This window comes from Pseudomonas putida (assembly GCF_005080685.1).
GTDB classification, from domain to species: Bacteria; Pseudomonadota; Gammaproteobacteria; order Pseudomonadales; family Pseudomonadaceae; genus Aquipseudomonas; species Aquipseudomonas putida_V.
Genome location: NZ_CP039371.1, coordinates 6,456,045 through 6,471,738, shown reverse-complemented (window position 1 = coordinate 6,471,738; position 15,694 = coordinate 6,456,045). Strand labels below are relative to the sequence as shown.

16 protein-coding genes are annotated in these 15,694 nt (G+C 62.1%); 9 read left to right on the top strand and 7 right to left on the bottom strand.

Features of this window, described 5'->3' with window-relative positions; genetic code table 11:
• Positions 1–448: 448 nt before the first annotated feature.
• Positions 449–1,747: an MFS transporter gene (locus tag E6B08_RS30015; RefSeq protein ID WP_136917285.1), complete on the top strand. Its 1,299-nt coding sequence runs from the start codon at positions 449–451 to the stop codon at positions 1,745–1,747.
• On the top strand, positions 1,744–2,514 hold the full coding sequence (locus E6B08_RS30010; RefSeq protein WP_136917284.1) for a substrate-binding domain-containing protein: 771 nt from the start codon (positions 1,744–1,746) through the stop codon (positions 2,512–2,514). Before E6B08_RS30015 ends, E6B08_RS30010 begins: the two co-directional genes overlap by 4 nt.
• Here the strand turns inward: E6B08_RS30010 and E6B08_RS30005 are convergent.
• Positions 2,500–3,408: a LysR family transcriptional regulator gene (locus tag E6B08_RS30005; protein WP_136917283.1), complete on the bottom strand. Its 909-nt coding sequence runs from the start codon at positions 3,406–3,408 to the stop codon at positions 2,500–2,502. The genes E6B08_RS30010 and E6B08_RS30005 overlap by 15 nt on opposite strands.
• Before the next feature lie 203 nt (positions 3,409–3,611).
• On the opposite strand from E6B08_RS30005, the gene cfaB reads away from it, so the two are divergent.
• Positions 3,612–4,796: a C17 cyclopropane fatty acid synthase CfaB gene (cfaB, locus tag E6B08_RS30000; protein ID WP_136917282.1), complete on the top strand. Its 1,185-nt coding sequence runs from the start codon at positions 3,612–3,614 to the stop codon at positions 4,794–4,796.
• Positions 4,797–4,872: 76 nt separating this feature from the next.
• On the opposite strand, the gene cls is transcribed toward cfaB, so the two are convergent.
• Positions 4,873–6,312, bottom strand: a complete 1,440-nt coding sequence (gene cls, locus E6B08_RS29995) for a cardiolipin synthase (RefSeq protein ID WP_136917281.1) — start codon at positions 6,310–6,312, stop codon at positions 4,873–4,875.
• Between the two features lie 132 nt (positions 6,313–6,444).
• On the opposite strand from cls, the gene E6B08_RS29990 reads away from it, so the two are divergent.
• Positions 6,445–6,984 carry a DUF3617 domain-containing protein gene (locus tag E6B08_RS29990; RefSeq protein WP_136917280.1) on the top strand — a complete coding sequence of 180 codons (540 nt, stop codon included), beginning with the start codon at positions 6,445–6,447 and terminating at the stop codon, positions 6,982–6,984.
• Positions 6,985–6,990: 6 nt separating this feature from the next.
• Here the strand turns inward: E6B08_RS29990 and folE2 are convergent, their stop codons facing one another.
• Together folE2 and E6B08_RS29980 are read right to left on the bottom strand one after the other, a co-directional pair.
• Positions 6,991–7,878, bottom strand: coding sequence for a GTP cyclohydrolase FolE2 (folE2, locus tag E6B08_RS29985; RefSeq protein WP_136917279.1), 888 nt, complete (start codon positions 7,876–7,878; stop codon positions 6,991–6,993).
• A 22-nt stretch (positions 7,879–7,900) separates the two neighbouring features.
• Entirely contained in the window at positions 7,901–8,287 is a 387-nt protein-coding gene (locus tag E6B08_RS29980; RefSeq protein ID WP_136917278.1) for a glutamine synthetase, read from the bottom strand.
• Positions 8,288–8,393: 106 nt separating this feature from the next.
• Between E6B08_RS29980 and zigA the strand changes: the two genes are divergently transcribed.
• From zigA to E6B08_RS29965, 3 genes are read left to right on the top strand one after another with little or no spacing between them, the layout of a single operon-like run.
• Entirely contained in the window at positions 8,394–9,602 is a 1,209-nt protein-coding gene (zigA, locus tag E6B08_RS29975; protein ID WP_136917277.1) for a zinc metallochaperone GTPase ZigA, read from the top strand.
• The gene (locus E6B08_RS29970; RefSeq protein WP_136917276.1) at positions 9,599–10,225 is read left to right on the top strand and encodes a DUF1826 domain-containing protein; all 627 of its coding nucleotides are present in this window, start codon (positions 9,599–9,601) and stop codon (positions 10,223–10,225) included. Before zigA ends, E6B08_RS29970 begins: the two co-directional genes overlap by 4 nt.
• Before the next feature lie 39 nt (positions 10,226–10,264).
• Complete coding sequence (locus E6B08_RS29965) at positions 10,265–11,236, top strand: CobW family GTP-binding protein (RefSeq protein ID WP_136917275.1); 972 nt, start codon at positions 10,265–10,267, stop codon at positions 11,234–11,236.
• A 23-nt stretch (positions 11,237–11,259) separates the two neighbouring features.
• Here E6B08_RS29965 and E6B08_RS29960 read toward each other — a convergent pair whose 3' ends face one another.
• On the bottom strand, positions 11,260–11,652 hold the full coding sequence (locus tag E6B08_RS29960) for a DUF3301 domain-containing protein (RefSeq protein ID WP_136917274.1): 393 nt from the start codon (positions 11,650–11,652) through the stop codon (positions 11,260–11,262).
• Between the two features lie 120 nt (positions 11,653–11,772).
• On the opposite strand from E6B08_RS29960, the gene pdxY reads away from it, so the two are divergent.
• Complete coding sequence (gene pdxY / locus E6B08_RS29955) at positions 11,773–12,645, top strand: pyridoxal kinase PdxY (RefSeq protein WP_136917273.1); 873 nt, start codon at positions 11,773–11,775, stop codon at positions 12,643–12,645.
• Here pdxY and E6B08_RS29950 read toward each other — a convergent pair.
• Positions 12,642–13,127 carry an acyl-CoA thioesterase gene (locus E6B08_RS29950; protein ID WP_136917272.1) on the bottom strand — a complete coding sequence of 162 codons (486 nt, stop codon included), beginning with the start codon at positions 13,125–13,127 and terminating at the stop codon, positions 12,642–12,644. The genes pdxY and E6B08_RS29950 overlap by 4 nt on opposite strands.
• A 338-nt stretch (positions 13,128–13,465) precedes the next feature.
• Between E6B08_RS29950 and E6B08_RS29945 the strand changes: the two genes are divergently transcribed.
• The gene (locus E6B08_RS29945; RefSeq protein WP_136917271.1) at positions 13,466–15,226 is read left to right on the top strand and encodes a cation:proton antiporter; all 1,761 of its coding nucleotides are present in this window, start codon (positions 13,466–13,468) and stop codon (positions 15,224–15,226) included.
• Positions 15,227–15,271: 45 nt separating this feature from the next.
• Here the strand turns inward: E6B08_RS29945 and E6B08_RS29940 are convergent, their stop codons facing one another.
• On the bottom strand, positions 15,272–15,679 hold the full coding sequence (locus tag E6B08_RS29940; RefSeq protein WP_136917270.1) for an SMI1/KNR4 family protein: 408 nt from the start codon (positions 15,677–15,679) through the stop codon (positions 15,272–15,274).
• Positions 15,680–15,694: the final 15 nt, after the last annotated feature.

The following is a 15,694-nucleotide window of genomic DNA, read 5'->3' as shown; positions in this document are numbered from 1 at the left end:
AAGGGAAAACTCGATTCTGTCGCAGTAATGTCGGCGGCCGCCCACTTTGGCAATTTACGCTTCCAACACTTCGTCGAAACCGGCAAGCTTGAGCGCTCCCCTCGCTCTTCAGAAGCTCGTCCGACAGAGCAGCGAGGGTGGCAGGAGCCATCTTTCTAAGTTAGCAATTACTGCGCGCTCAGTGTCAGTACTTTCACCGAGACGTTTAATCAAGGCACTTGGGCATACACAGCCGAAGTGTGCGCTCACATGATGAGCGTCAGAATGCATGCGACGCGTTAGCTGGGACAAAGTAGGTTGTTTGATTGATTTTCCAACGACCATTCCTTCTAATTGATCGCATCCACGCATCAATCGATGAAAATTCAGCGATTATCCTCAACCCCACTTTCGCCGATCATTCCAGCAACAAGCACTTACAAATTTTAAAAAAAGCTGGAGATCCACCATGAGTCTGCCGTCACATCCGGCGCCCAAGGGCACGTCAAAAGCCGGTATGGTCTTCCGGGTCACGTCCGGAAACTTCCTCGAACAGTTCGACTTCTTCCTGTTCGGCTTCTACGCCACCCACATCGCGGCCGCGTTCTTCCCGGCCTCCAACGAATTCGCCTCGCTGATGATGACCTTCGCCGCCTTCGGCGCAGGGTTCCTCATGCGCCCGCTCGGCGCGGTCATCCTGGGCGCCTATATCGATGATGTCGGCCGCCGCAAAGGGCTCATCGTCACCCTCGGCATCATGGCCAGCGGCACCCTGCTGATCGTGCTGGTGCCTGGCTACACCAGTATCGGGCTATGGGCGCCGGCGTTGGTGCTGCTCGGGCGCCTGCTCCAAGGGTTCTCGGCGGGTGCCGAGCTCGGTGGCGTGTCGGTGTACCTGGCAGAAATGGCCACGCCCGGGCACAAGGGCTTCTACGCCAGCTGGCAGTCGGCCAGCCAGCAGGTCGCGATCGTCGTCGCCGCCGCCCTGGGCTTCGGCCTCAATCAGTGGCTGTCGGCCGGCGAGATCGCCGAGTGGGGCTGGCGCGTGCCATTTGGCGTGGGCTGCCTGATCATCCCGATGATCTTCATCTTGCGCCGCAACCTGCAGGAGACCGAAGAGTTCACCGCCCGCAAGCATCGGCCGAGCATGAAGGCCGTGCTCGCCACGCTGTTCGCCAATGCCCGCGTGGTCGTGCTGGGCATGCTGATGGTGGCCATGACCACTACCGCCTTCTACATGATCACCGTGTATGCCCCGACCTTCGGTAAGACCGTGCTGCAGTTGAGCACCAGCGAAGCGCTGATCGTGACCCTGCTGGTAGGGGTGTCCAACTTCTTCTGGTTGCCCATCGGCGGCGCCTTGAGCGATCGTTTCGGGCGTAAGCCGCTGCTCAGCGCCATGTCGCTGCTGACCGTGCTCAGCGCGTATCCGGCGCTGTCGTTCCTGGCCCAGGCGCCGACCTTCGGCCACATGCTCGAAGTCCTGCTGTGGTTCTCGTTCCTGTATGGCCTGTACAACGGCGCGATGATCCCGGCGCTGACCGAAATCATGCCGGTTGAAGTGCGGGTAGCGGGCTTCTCGTTGGCCTACAGCCTGGCGACCGCGATTTTCGGTGGCTTCACCCCGGCCATTTCCACCTGGATGATCCACGCCACCGGCGACAAGGCTGCGCCGGCCTATTGGCTGATGTTCGCCGCGCTCTGTGCATTCGTCGCCACCTGGATGCTCTATCGCCGGCTGGGCAACCGCGCACCGGTGGCAGCATGAGCCGCCCGATGAAAGCGCTGCTGGCCGCTGCCCTGGTCGCCAGTTGCGGTCTCGCCCAGGCTGCGGAACTGACCGTGATGACCTCGGGCGGCTTTACCGCCGCCTACCAGCAACTCGGCCCCCAGTACGCCAAGCGCAGCGGCGACACGCTGGTCACCGTGCTGGGACCCTCCATGGGCAAGGCGCCCGAGGCGATCCCGAACCGGCTGGCGCGTGGCGAGCATGCCGACGTGGTGATCATGGTCGGCTATGCCTTGGACGAGTTGATTCGCCAAGGCAAGGTCGACCCGGCCTCACGTGTGGAGCTGGCCGATTCGCGCATCGGCATGGTGGTCAGGGCAGGGCAGCCCAAGCCCGCGATCGGCACCGCCGCCGAACTGAAGCAGACCTTGCTGGCGGCCAAGTCGGTGGCCTACTCGGACAGCGCCAGCGGCGTGTACATCGAGAAGCAGCTGTACAAGAAGCTGGGCATCGCCGACCAGCTTGTCGGCAAGAGCACGATGGTGGAGCGCATCCCCGTGGCCTCGCAAGTCGCCAAGGGCACCTATGAAGTGGGCTTCCAACAAGTCGCAGAATTGCTCCCGGTGCCTGGCGTGACCTACGTGGGCAAGATACCGGAGAGCCTGCAATCGGTGACGCGCTTCGCTGCGGGTATTCCCAAGGCGGCCGAGCACCCGGCCGAGGCCCGGCAGTTGCTAGACTACCTGGCGTCGCCCGCGGTGCAGCCGGCGGTGCAGGCCACAGGCCTGGACTCAGTCGCCCGCTAGCACGCCGGGCAGCTCGCGGATCAGCCGCACCATTTCCAGCGCCGCCGGTGTCAGCGTGCGGCCGCGGCGCTTGATCAGCCCCATCTTGCGGGTGACCTCCGGCTCGACCAGCGCAACGCTGGCGAGCACCGGGTGGGGCGTCAGCGGCAGGGCGATCGAAGGGACTGCGGCAATGCCCAGTCCCGCTTCGATCAGGCCCAGCAAGGTGGTCACGTGCCTGGCCTCGCACACGCTTTCCTTGGGCACCGGCATACCGGCCAGGGCCCGGTCCAGCACCAGGCGATTGCCCGATGATTTGCCCAGGGTGATGTAGTCATGCTGGTAGGCTTCTGCCCAGCTCACGACCTCGCGCTGCGCCAGTGGGTGATCCTGCCTGCAGGCGATGACGTAGCGTTCCTCGAGCAGGGTACTGAATTCGATCTCCGGAGCCAGGTTGCCGGTGAAGCTCAGGCCGAAGTCCGCTTCGCCCGAGGCTACCGCGGCACTTACCTCGTTTGCGGAAGCGTCATACAGGTTGATCCGCACTTTCGGGTATTGCCCATGAAAAGCGCGGATGGCGTGGGGCATGAAGTAGTAAGCGGCTGATGGGACGCAGGCGATGGTCAGGGTGCCGGTCCGCAGCGCGCCACCGTCGCCGACGCTGAGCAGGGCCAGGTCGAGGTCGTCGAGCAGGCGTTCGACCTGGGGCAGGAAGGCGCGCCCGACATTGGTCAGCGAAACCTTGCGCGTGGTGCGCTCCAGCAGTTTCACCCCCAGTGCCGACTCGAGCTTCTCGATGCGCCGGCTCAGGGCCGACTGGGTGATACGGATGGTGTCGGCGGCGCGGCGAAAGCTGCCTTGCTCGACAACGGCGCGGAAGGCTTTCAGGTCGTTCAGGTCGAAATTGATGCTCACCCAAGGGCTCCGCTGGTTTGATCGAAGGCGCGCACGAATGGTATTGGGAAAACAGCGACCCCGCCAGTTAACGTCCCTTTTGCGCAGGAACCGCTCTAGACCATGGTCTGGTAAGCAGGAAACTCCCTACGAATGAACTACCCTGTTCCGGTGGCGTTCAAAATGCCATGGGTCGTGCCCGTAAATGGATAGGAGGGTCGTTCATGCTTGCGCAACTTCCACCTGCACTGCAGAGCCTGCATCTGCCGCTACGTCTGAAATTGTGGGACGGTAACCATTTCGACCTCGGGCCGAGCCCGCAGGTGACCATCCTGATCAAGGAGCCTCAGCTGATTACCCAGCTGACCCATCCCAGCATGGATGAACTGGGTACCGCCTTCGTCGAAGGCAAGATCGAGCTGGAAGGTGATATCGGCGAAGCCATTCGGGTGTGCGACGAGCTGAGCGAAGCCTTGTTGAGCGACGAGGACGAGGTGCTCCCCACACGTCAGTCGCACGACAAGGACACCGATGCCGAGGCCATCTCGTACCACTACGACGTTTCCAATGAGTTCTACCAGCTCTGGCTCGACCAGGACATGGCCTATTCCTGCGCCTATTTCCGTGAGCCGGACAATACCCTGGATCAGGCCCAGCAGGACAAGTTCGATCACCTGTGCCGCAAGCTGCGTCTGCAGGCCGGCGACTACCTGCTGGATGTCGGCTGTGGCTGGGGTGGGTTGTCGCGCTTCGCTGCCCGCGAATACGGCGCCCAGGTGTTCGGTATCACCCTGAGCAAGGAGCAACTGAAGCTTGGCCGCCAACGGGTGCAGGACGAAGGGCTGGCCGACAAGGTCGACCTGCAAATTCTCGACTACCGCGACCTGCCGCAGGATGGCCGTTTCGACAAGGTGGTCAGTGTCGGCATGTTCGAGCACGTCGGCCATGCCAACCTGGCGCTGTACTGCCAGAAGCTGTTCGGCGCCGTGCGCGAAGGTGGACTGGTGATGAACCACGGCATCACCGCCAAGCACGTCGATGGCCGGCCAGTAGGGCGGGGTGCCGGTGAGTTCATCGATCGCTACGTGTTCCCCCACGGCGAGCTCCCGCACCTGTCGATGATCAGCGCGAGCATCTGTGAAGCCGGGCTGGAAGTGGTGGACGTCGAGAGTCTGCGCCTGCACTACGCCAAGACCCTCCACCACTGGAGCGAGAATCTCGAGAACCAGCTACACCGTGCCGCCGCGCTGGTGCCAGAGAAGACCCTACGGATCTGGCGCCTGTACCTGGCCGGGTGCGCCTATGCCTTCGAGAAGGGCTGGATCAACCTGCACCAGATCCTGGCTGTGAAGCCTTTCGCCGATGGGCACCACGATCTGCCCTGGACCCGCGAAGACCTCTACCGCTGATCCGAACCCCTCGCCGCAAGCCCGCTCCGCACATCCTGTGGAGCCGGCTTGCCGGCGATAGGGCCGCAGAAGCCCGTTAGAGAATCGGCGAAATCAATCGCGCAATGCGCATCCCCAACTGCTGGATCCGATGGGTGTCCTGGCTGTCCTCGGCGGTAATCTCCCTCGCCAGCTCGAAGTCATGAAGCAGCATCGTCTCCACCTGGTCGGCGAACGTCCGGTCGACGGTGAGCAAGGTCATCTCGAAGTTGAGCCGGAACGAGCGGTTGTCCAGGTTGGCACTGCCGATGGCGCTCACCTCGTCATCTACCAACACCACCTTCTGGTGCATGAACCCGGGTTGGTAACGGAACATGCGCACACCCGCGCGCACCGCTTCGAAGGCGAACAGGCTGGATGCCGCATAGACGATCTTGTGGTCCGGCCGGGACGGGATCAGCACCCGTACATCGACCCCGCGCAGCACCGCCAGGCGCAGGGCGGCGAAGATCGCCTCGTCGGGGATGAAGTAGGGGCTGGTGATCCACACCCGTTGGGTCGCGGAATGGATGGCCTCGAGGAAGAACAGCGAACAGGTTTCCTGCGGGTCGGCCGGCCCGCTGGCCAGTGCCTGGCACAGCACGCCGTCGTCGGGGTAGCTATCAGGCAGGATCAACGGCGGCAGCTCCCGCGCCGCCCAGTACCAGTCCTCGGCGAATGATTCCTGCAGGCAGGCCAGTACCGGACCGCTGACCTCGACGTGAGTATCGCGCCAGGGTGACAGGTGCGGGTTGCCACCGAGGTATTCGTCGCCCACGTTCAACCCACCCAGAAAGCCGACCAGACCATCGACCACGACGATCTTGCGGTGATTGCGGAAGTTGACCTGGAAGCGGTTGAACCAGCCGCGTCGGGTGGCGAACGCATGGATCTGTACACCCCCCTCACGTAGCGTCTGGCTGTAGCGTGCTGGCAGGGCATGGCTGCCGACCCGGTCATACAACACGTACACCTTCACGCCCTCGGCCGCCTTGCGCAGCAACAGCTGCTGCAGCGACTTGCCCAGGGCATCGTCGTGGATGATGAAAAACTGCACCAGCACCACTTCACGCGCATCGGCGATGGCGCTGAAAATGGCGTCGAAGGTGGCCTCGCCATCGATCAGCAGCTTGACCCGGTTGTTGGCCAGGCATGGCATCCGCCCCAGTTTCGGCATCGCACGCAGGGCTGCGTAGCTGGCGGACTCGCGGGCGGTGAGCGCTTCCTCGACCCACGGCCGCCAGTTGAGGTTGGCCATGGCCACGTGCATTTCCTGGTTGGCCTGGCGCCTGGCCTGGATGTAGGCATAAAACGAACGGGCGCCGAAAACCAGGTAGGGAATGAGCGTGAAGTAAGGTATGAAGAACAGCGACATCGCCCAGGCGATGGCACCCTGGGCGGTGCGCACGGTGAACAACGCGTGCAGGGCGGCGATGATACCCAGCAGATGAATAAGGCCGAGTACGTAACCGAAGAAATACGGGCTGTGATAATCCATACGCATCCTGCTTGGCGAATACACTATGGGTAACAGAACACGTTCCCGTGACGGCTTGCAACCCACCTGCGGTATTGGCGTCTAAGACTCAGCCCGGCCGGTTGGCCGGCTTATTTCGAGGAGCGTTCATCCATGAAGAATCGTCTGCCCGTGTTGGCATCACTGTTGGCTTTGCCCCTTGGCCTGAGCAGCGCGTTGGTGCAAGCGCAGATGTTGCAACCTGGCTTGTGGGAGCTGACTACCAGCAACATGCAGGTCGATGGAAAGCCATTACCGGACATGGAGTTCATGCTCGGGCAGTTGAAAAATCTGCCGCCCGAGCAACGCGCGATGCTGGAGGGGACCCTGGCCAAGCAGGGTGTCACCGTCGGCGGCAAGGGCGTGCGCTCGTGCCTCACGCCTGAGCAGGTCGCGACCAATGACATCCCGCTCCAAGACCCGCAGTCGGGCTGCACCCAGAAGATCACCGACCGCACGGGCAATGTCTGGAAGTTTCAGTTCAGCTGCCCCAAGGCACAGGGCAGTGGGCAGGCCACTTTCCTCAGCGACAAGGAGTTCACCACTCAGGTCAGCGGCACGTTCAATGCCTCGGGCGTTCAGCAGCAGGGCAGCATGAATACCCGTGCCGTGTGGTTGGGCAATGACTGTGGCACGGTCAAGCCACGAACCTGACCGGCCTCACCACTGCCAGCGGCTGACCGCAACCGCGTCGTGGGCATGCAGGCTCTCTGCATGTTCCACACGCACGGTGAACCCCGTTACCCAGGTTTGCTGGCGCAGGGCATTGTGTACCCGTCTTGCCGCATCTTCGCAAAACATCAGGTTCTGTCCATTGGCCAAGGCGAAGGCCTGCTCGTCGGCGCGCTTCACGGCGGTCTGTACCGCCGTGCCCAGGCTGCCCTCGATCTCATCGATCAAATCAGTGAGCGGCAGTTGGGTCTGATGGTTGCGTAGTCGTACCTGAACCCTGGCCTGGCTGCGCTGGCTATGCGGCGTTGCCACGATGCCTTGGCTGCTGCCCAGCCAATCCAGCACCTTGTCGCGGTCCAGATTTTTTCCGGTGAAATCGGCTTCGAACTGTTGCTGGATCAGTTGTCTGGCGAGAGCCGCCGAGCATGGGCAAGTGGATGAATAGGGAACGTCGACCGATAGTTCCACGTGGAACATTTCATTTTCGATCCTCGCATCTAATGTGACGGCGTAACCTTTCCAGCCTGCCAGCGGACTGACGAGTGCAGGTCTTTTCAGGGGGAAATCGAATGTCAGGCGCACATAGGCCGAGTCGGAAAGCCCCTCATGAGTAGCGAGGAAGTCAGCCAGCAGGTGGCGAAGGCTCAGCGAGGTGAGCGGCTGTTGCTCGATGGATTCGAGCGCGAGATAGAGCCGCGACATATGAATGCCACGCGATTTGCCATCCACCAGGCTGACGCCAGCGTCGGCCTTGGCCAGCACGCTACACCCGTCGATCTGGATGGGTAGCGCGATGCCGCACATGCCGACCCAATCCAGAGGGGTGGCTTGGGCTTGTGACTGGATGGCGATGTCGGGAAGCGTGAGGCTGGTCATCTGGAGTACCGGTAATGAAGGGTCAGCGGCAACCGCCAACCAGGCTGCAATGCAGATTGAAGCGTTGGCCGCTGGAGCTGGAGACGCGGTTAAGCGTGGTCCAGCCAACGCGTCGGCTGTAACCGAACCAGGCTTCGCCATCGCTGGCCAGGCCTGTGAAAAACGTCAGCGTGCCGTAACGGCTGTTGGTTTGTGCCCAGAGCCTGCGGGTCTCGCTGTCGAAGCCGCGCAGGTAAAAGTGGCTGCCTTCGGTGCGCACGCTGTAATAGCTGCCGTTTGCGCCCTGGCATGCCAATAACGTTGCGCTTCGGGTGCAGAGCGCTAAGCCGTTCGCGGGCGCCATTGCCAGAACCGGTAAAGGGCACACGAGCATCAACGACAGGACGGCTCGGACCAGGTGGTTTTGCATGTGCGGATACGCTCGCGACGAATGTGGCTTGGCGAAATTGTATTGTTACTTTATAACATTGTGCAATGCATCGTTTCGAATGCGTCCGCCTGACGAGGTCTTGCCAATGTCCAATCGCCTTCCTGTTACCGTACTGTCCGGCTTCCTCGGAGCCGGCAAGAGCACCTTGCTCAACCACGTCTTGCGCAACCGGGACGCGCTGCGCGTCGCGGTGATCGTCAACGATATGAGTGAAATCAACATCGATGCCAGCGAGGTGCAGCGCGACGTCACCCTTAATCGCGCTGAAGAAAAACTGGTGGAGATGAGCAACGGCTGCATCTGCTGCACCCTGCGTGAAGACCTGCTCGAGGAAGTGGCTCGCCTGGCGCGTGAAGGCCGTTTCGATTACCTGCTGATCGAGTCCACGGGCATATCCGAGCCACTGCCGGTGGCCGAAACCTTCACCTTTCGTGACGAGCAGGGGCGCAGCCTGTCGGACATGGCGCGGCTCGACACCATGGTTACCGTGGTCGACGGCCTGAACTTCCTGCGTGATTACCAGGCCGCCGATGCCTTGGCCAGCCGGGGAGAGACCCTTGGTGAAGACGATGAGCGTTCGATCAGTGACCTGCTCATCGAACAGGTGGAGTTCGCCGATGTGCTGTTGCTGAGCAAGATCGACCTGATCAGCCAGCATGAACGTGAAGAGCTCACGGCGATTCTGCGCAGCCTCAACGCCCGTGCGCAGATCGTGCCGATGGTCATGGGTCAGGTGCCGCTCGCGCGTATCCTCGATACGGGGCTGTTCGACTTCGACCAGGCCGCGCAATCGCCGGGTTGGCTGCGCGAGATGCGTGGCGAACACGTGCCGGAAACCGAGGAGTACGGCATCGCTGCAAGCACTTGGGTAGCGCGCCGGCCCCTGCATCCACAACGCTTCTTCGATTTTATCCACAGGGACTGGAGTAATGGTCGCTTGCTGCGTTCCAAAGGCTTTTTCTGGCTGGCCAGCAAGTTCCAGGAGGCCGGCAGTTGGTCCCAGGCCGGCGGCATGATGCGCCACGGTCTGGCTGGCCGCTGGTGGCGTTTCGTACCGCGTGAACATTGGCCACAGGATGAGCAGGGTAGCGCCGAGATCCTCAAGCACTGGAGCGCCGAAACCGGCGATTGCCGCCAGGAGCTGGTGTTCATCGGGCAAAATATCGACTTAGCAAAGTTATCCACAGAGCTGGATGCCTGCCTGTTGAGCGATGAAGAGATGGAGCAGGGCCCCATGGCCTGGCTGCGCCTGGAAGACCCCTTTGGCCCATGGCTTGCCGAGGAGGCTGCATGAAGCTGGCGCAGCGCCCTGTGGATATCCGCCAGATCTACGGGGAATCGCCGAAGGTGATGGCGGAAATCTTCCACGACGGCGTCAACATGGCTGTTTGGCAGCGACGCCTGCCGGCGCAGCTTGAAGACTTCGCAGCCCTAGTGATCAGCCTCGGCCAGCCACTGGCGGACCAGCGGGTCGTTGAGGTAAGCGAGCATGAACCGGTGCTGCTGCCCGGCTTGCTGCCGGAAGCTGCGGACCTGCACGGTTACGAGGCCTTCGTGGCCGACGTGACCTGGCTGGTTTCGGCCTACACCTACCTGCTCGGCGCCCGGCGCGTTGGCTTGCGCTTGCGCGTACTGCAAGGCGCCATGTGCCCACGCTTCCATGTGGATAACGTCCCTCTGCGGTTGCTGACCACTTATGTCGGCCCTGGCAGCGATTGGTTGGAGGAGGGCGCGGTGGAACGGGTAGGTTTGCACCTGGCTCCAGCGCCTGTGGATAACATTCAACAACTGCAAACCGGCGACGTGGCCTTGCTCAAGGGCGAGAAATGGATCGGTAACGAAGGCGCTGGACTTATCCACCGCTCGCCGCCCAGCCAGCAGCCCCGCTTGCTGCTGAGCCTTGACTGGTTGGCATGACGGGGCATAGTGGGGGCAAATCCGCTGCGAAGTGACCCCATGCTGCAAAACATCCCCACCCACGTGATTGCCGGACCCTTGGGTGCCGGCAAGACCAGCCTGATCCGGCAGTTGATGGCGCAGCGCCCGCAGGGCGAGCGTTGGGCAGTGCTGGTCAACGAGTTCGGCCAGGTCGGGCTGGATGCTGCCTTGCTCAGCCGCGACGAGGACGGGATCGCCATCGGTGAAGTGGCGGGGGGTTGCCTGTGCTGCGTCAACGGCATGCCGTTCCAGGTCGGGCTCGGGCGCCTGTTGCGCAAGGCTCGCCCGGACCGGCTGTTCATCGAGCCGTCGGGGCTTGGGCATCCGTTGCAACTGCTGCGGCAGTTGGGCCAGGCACCGTGGCTGGGCGTGTTGGTGGTGCAGCCTTTGGTGATTGTGCTGGATGCCCAGGCGATGGGACGTGGCGAGCCGCTGCCGGAGGCTCAGCGTGAAGCCCTGGCGGTGGCCGGGATGGCTGTTGTGAACAAGAGCGAGGCTGTGGATGAATGTTCCAAGCTGTTGATAAATAAGCAGATAGGCGATGTTCCAGCGATCTGGACCGAGCAGGGAAAGGTGGAATTCGACCTCCTTCCAGTTTCATCCACAGGTGTTGTCGAAACTGCTGTGGAACCCGCTTGGGCTGTGGATAGCGGCGCAGTGGCTGCCGGCGCCCTGTGGACAAATCCACAGGTGCCGATTTGCCTGGCCGAGGCAGGTGAGGGAGGCTGGAGTATCGGCTGGCGCTGGCACCCGAGTCGGCAATTGGATCCACAGCTGTTGCAAGCGTTTCTGCAGGACTTGCCCTGGAAACGGGCCAAAGGAGTTATCCACAGCGCGGGGGGGTGGCAGTCCTTTAATGGCTTGAATGGAGAGCTACCGGCCTGGCAGTCCAGCGATTGGCGCAGGGATTCGCGCATCGAGCTGATTTTCGATCAAGCTCAGAACCAGCAGGCACTGCAGGATGGGCTAAAGCGCTGCGTACAGGGGTAGCTGCCGCTCCCCACGGCGCGACCTCAGTTGTGCCAGCGGTTGTGCTCTTGTCGCCACTGCTGCATTTCGATCACATTGTCGGCCCGAGGCGGTGTCTTGATCTCGAACGGGTAGGGCGCCAGTTCTATCTGTACGCTATGGGCCCCGAACTGGGTCACCGTGCCTGGATGGCGTTGTTCACCTGTGACGGTGAACTCGAAGGCATAGATGCGCGCCAGGCGCTTGCGGCCATTGGCATCGCGCACGAAGGCGATACGCTTGAGGGCAACGGCATCGTCGAGCAGTTCGAGGTCGAGCTTGGCACAATGTTGCTTGACCCGTTCCAGGGCCTTTTCGCGCAGCCCGTGGTTATGCCATAACCAAGCGCCAGCCGTGGCCACCAGCATCAGGACGAAGAGGTTCTCCAGGGTCAACATTTGCATATGCTCCAAACAGGTTGAACCAGCTTAACTGCGTCCCTGGCCTGTCGTACAGGTGGTAATCGCGTTCATACTGCGCTGCGTACAATCCTTGAAACAGCTTTGGAATCTTCCCACATGAAACGTACCCCTCACCTACTCGCTATCCAGTCTCACGTGGTGTTTGGCCACGCCGGAAACAGCGCCGCGGTGTTCCCCATGCAGCGGATCGGGGTGAACGTGTGGCCGCTCAACACCGTACAGTTCTCCAACCACACTCAGTATGGCCAGTGGGCTGGCGAAGTGCTCGCGCCGGCGCAAATTCCTGCGTTGGTGGAAGGCATTGCCAACATCGGCGAGCTTGGGCATTGCGATGCGGTGCTGTCCGGCTACCTGGGAAGCGCCGAACAGGGCCGGGCGATCCTCGCGGGCGTCGAGCGAATCAAGGCGGTCAACCCGAAGGCCCTTTACCTGTGCGACCCGGTCATGGGGCACGCGCAGAAAGGCTGCATCGTGCCGCAGGAGGTCAGCGACTTCCTGCTCGAGGAGGCTGCCGCCAAGGCAGACATCCTTTGTCCCAATCAACTGGAACTGGACAGCTTCTGTGGCCGCGCCGCGCAATCGCTGGAAGACTGCGTGGGCATGGCCCGCTCGCTGCTCGAGCGCGGGCCGCAGGTGGTGTTGGTCAAGCACCTGGCCTACCCGGGGCGTGGTGAGGATCAGTTCGAGATGTTGCTGGTGACCCGCGAGGCGAGCTGGCACCTGCGTCGCCCGCTGCTGGCGTTCCCGCGCCAGCCGGTCGGGGTCGGTGACCTGACCTCGGGCTTGTTCCTCGGCCGCGTGCTGCTGGGCGACAGCTGGTTGCAGGCGTTCGAGTTCACCGCCGCAGCCGTGCACGAGGTACTCCTGGAAACCCAGGCCTGCGCCAGCTACGAACTGCAGCTGGTGCGTGCCCAGGACCGCATCGCGCACCCGCGGGTGCGCTTCGAGGCGCAGCGCCTGGCGATCTAGACCGCGTCGGTCTTGAGGTTCTGGTAGCGCTGCTCGAGCTCCTGGCGGATCAGGCGGCGCTGCTGGCCTTGCAGGAAGCGACGTTTCTCCTCGCTGCTGTGCGGCTGCAGCGGCGGTACCGCTACCGGACGGCGGTTGTCGTCGACCGCGACCATGGTGAAGAAGCAGCTGTTGGAATGGCGCACCGAGCGTTCGCGGATATTCTCGGTCACCACCTTGATGCCCACCTCCATGGAAGTGTTGCCGGTGTAGTTGACCGACGCCAGGAAGGTCACCAGTTCGCCGACGTGCACGGGCTCGCGGAAGATCACCTGGTCGACGGACAGGGTCACCACGTAACTGCCGGCGTAACGGCTGGCACAGGCGTAGGCCACTTCGTCCAGGTACTTGAGCAAAGTGCCGCCATGTACGTTTCCAGAGAAGTTGGCCATGTCCGGGGTCATCAGGACGGTCATGGTCAGCTGGGCGTTTCCAGGTTCCATAGTGTGCTCACGGTGAGGTTGCGCTGAATCGGGGCGGGTATCTGCGGACACTTCTGTTTCCCCTCTCGAAATCTTTGCCTTCCTGGTACGGGACGTTGGCTGACGGTCCATCGTCACGCTTCGTTACAGGATAAAACGCCGCCTTGATTGGCCGTTTACCTGCCGATCTGTTTCTACATATTGCACCGCCTTTCGCCGGCGAGGTGCGATGTTACCCTGAGTACGCCCATGCAACATGGGCTTTCCTCCATTCAATACAACAAGTACTAGCTGCTCGCCCGGGTTGCCCTGGCTGCGGAGCGGACTGTCCAGGGCCTCGACACAAGGAGTATCGCGCCATGCATGCCATCAGCTTCATCCAGGACCTGGCCGTGATCATGCTGGTGGCCGGGGTGGTGACGATCCTGTTTCATCGGCTCAAGCAACCGGTAGTGCTCGGCTACATCGTCGCGGGCTTCATCATCGGCCCGCATACCCCGCCTTTCGGCCTCATCCATGACGAAGACACCATCAAGACCCTGGCCGAACTGGGGGTGATCTTCCTGATGTTCTGCCTGGGCCTGGAATTCAGCTTGCGCAAGCTGTTCAAGGTGGGTGCAACGGCGTTCATCGCGGCGTTTCTGGAAATCGTCCTGATGATCTGGCTGGGCTTCGAAATCGGCCGCTGGTTTGGTTGGAACACCATGGATTCGCTGTTCCTCGGCGCGATTCTGGCGATTTCCTCGACCACCATCATCGTCAAGGCGCTCAATGACCTGAAGATGAAGAACGAGCGCTTCGCCCAACTCATCTTCGGCGTGCTGATCGTCGAGGACATCCTCGGCATCGGCATCATCGCCCTGTTGTCGGGCATCGCGGTCAGTGGCACGGTGAGTTCGGGCGAGGTGTTCTCGACCGTGGGCAAGCTGTCGCTGTTCATGATCGTCGCGCTGGTCATCGGTATCTTGCTGGTCCCGCGGCTGCTGGCCTACGTGGCGAAGTTCGAAAGCAACGAGATGCTGCTGATCACCGTGCTTGGCCTGTGCTTCGGCTTCTGCCTGTTGGTGGTCAAGCTGGAGTACAGCATGGTGCTGGGCGCCTTCCTGATCGGCGCGATCATGGCCGAGTCGCGCCAGTTGCTGAAGATCGAGCGGTTGATCGAACCGGTCCGCGATCTGTTCAGTGCCATCTTCTTCGTCGCCATCGGCCTGATGATCGACCCCCAGGTACTGGTCGACTACGCCTGGCCCATCGTGGTCATCACCCTGGCGGTGGTGCTGGGCAAGATGCTGTCCTGCGGCATGGGCGCGTTCATCGCCGGCAACGATGGCCGTACCTCGCTACGCGTGGGCATGGGGCTTTCACAGATTGGCGAGTTTTCCTTCATCATCGCGGCGCTTGGCATGACCTTGCAGGTGACCAGCGACTTCCTCTACCCGGTCGCGGTAGCCGTTTCGGCCATCACCACGCTGCTGACGCCGTACCTGATCCGCGCCGCCGACCCGCTGTCGATCAAGCTCGGCAATGTGATGCCAAGCCGCCTGGCGCGGGTGCTGTCGCTGTATGGCGAGTGGTTGCGCAGCATCCAGCCGCAAGGCGAGGGGGCGATGCTGGCGGCGATGATCCGACGCATCCTGCTGCAGGTAGGGGTCAATCTGGCCTTGGTGATCGCGATCTTCTTCAGTGGTGGGTATTTTGCCGGGCGTATCGGCGCCTGGCTCAGCGAGTGGGTCAGTGATGTCAGCCAGCAGAAGGCGCTGATCTGGGGCGCCGCGCTGTTGCTGTCGCTGCCGTTCCTGATTGCTGCGTATCGCAAGCTCAAGGCGCTGTCGATGCTGCTGGCGGAGATGGGCGTCAAGCCGGAGATGGCCGGTCGTCATACCCAGCGGGTACGGCGGGTGGTGGCCGAGGTGATCCCGTTGCTTTCGCTGCTGGTGATCTTCCTGCTGCTGTCGGCGCTGTCGGCCAGCATCCTGCCCACCAGCGAGCTACTGGTGGTGATTGCCGTGGTGGCGGCGGTGGTGGTGGCATCGCTGTGGCGCTGGTTCATCCGCGTGCATTCACGGATGCAGATCGCCTTGCTCGAAACGCTGGAAAACAACCGCGATCATTCGCACTGATCCAGCGGCTTGGCCCCCTGGTACCAGGGGGCCGACTGCAGGTCGTCAGCTTTCCAGCCACACGTCCCGAACCCAATGCCACACCGATTCCCAGCTTTCCTCGGTGACGATCTCTTCTTCGCCGGACCACAGCACGACGGTGCCGTCCTCTTCGACGCAGTAGTAATCGTCGCCATCCTGGCACAGCGGGATCAGGTCGCGCGGCACGCCGGCATCCCAGGCATTGGCAGCGACGTCCGGCAGGTAGGTATGCGATTGCGGGTCGGTGACCGTGACCGGCTCCAGGGAGCCATAGATCACATCACTGACGGTCAGCAGGTATTCCTTGAACACGAACGGAATGTTGATGAACAGCTGTTCCTCGATTTCGACCAGCTGGTCTTCGTCGGGCAGCTCCAGCGGTACCGGTACCGGCTCGTTGGCTTCCCTGAGTTGTTCGATCACTTCTTCCACAGTTCACATCCTCTG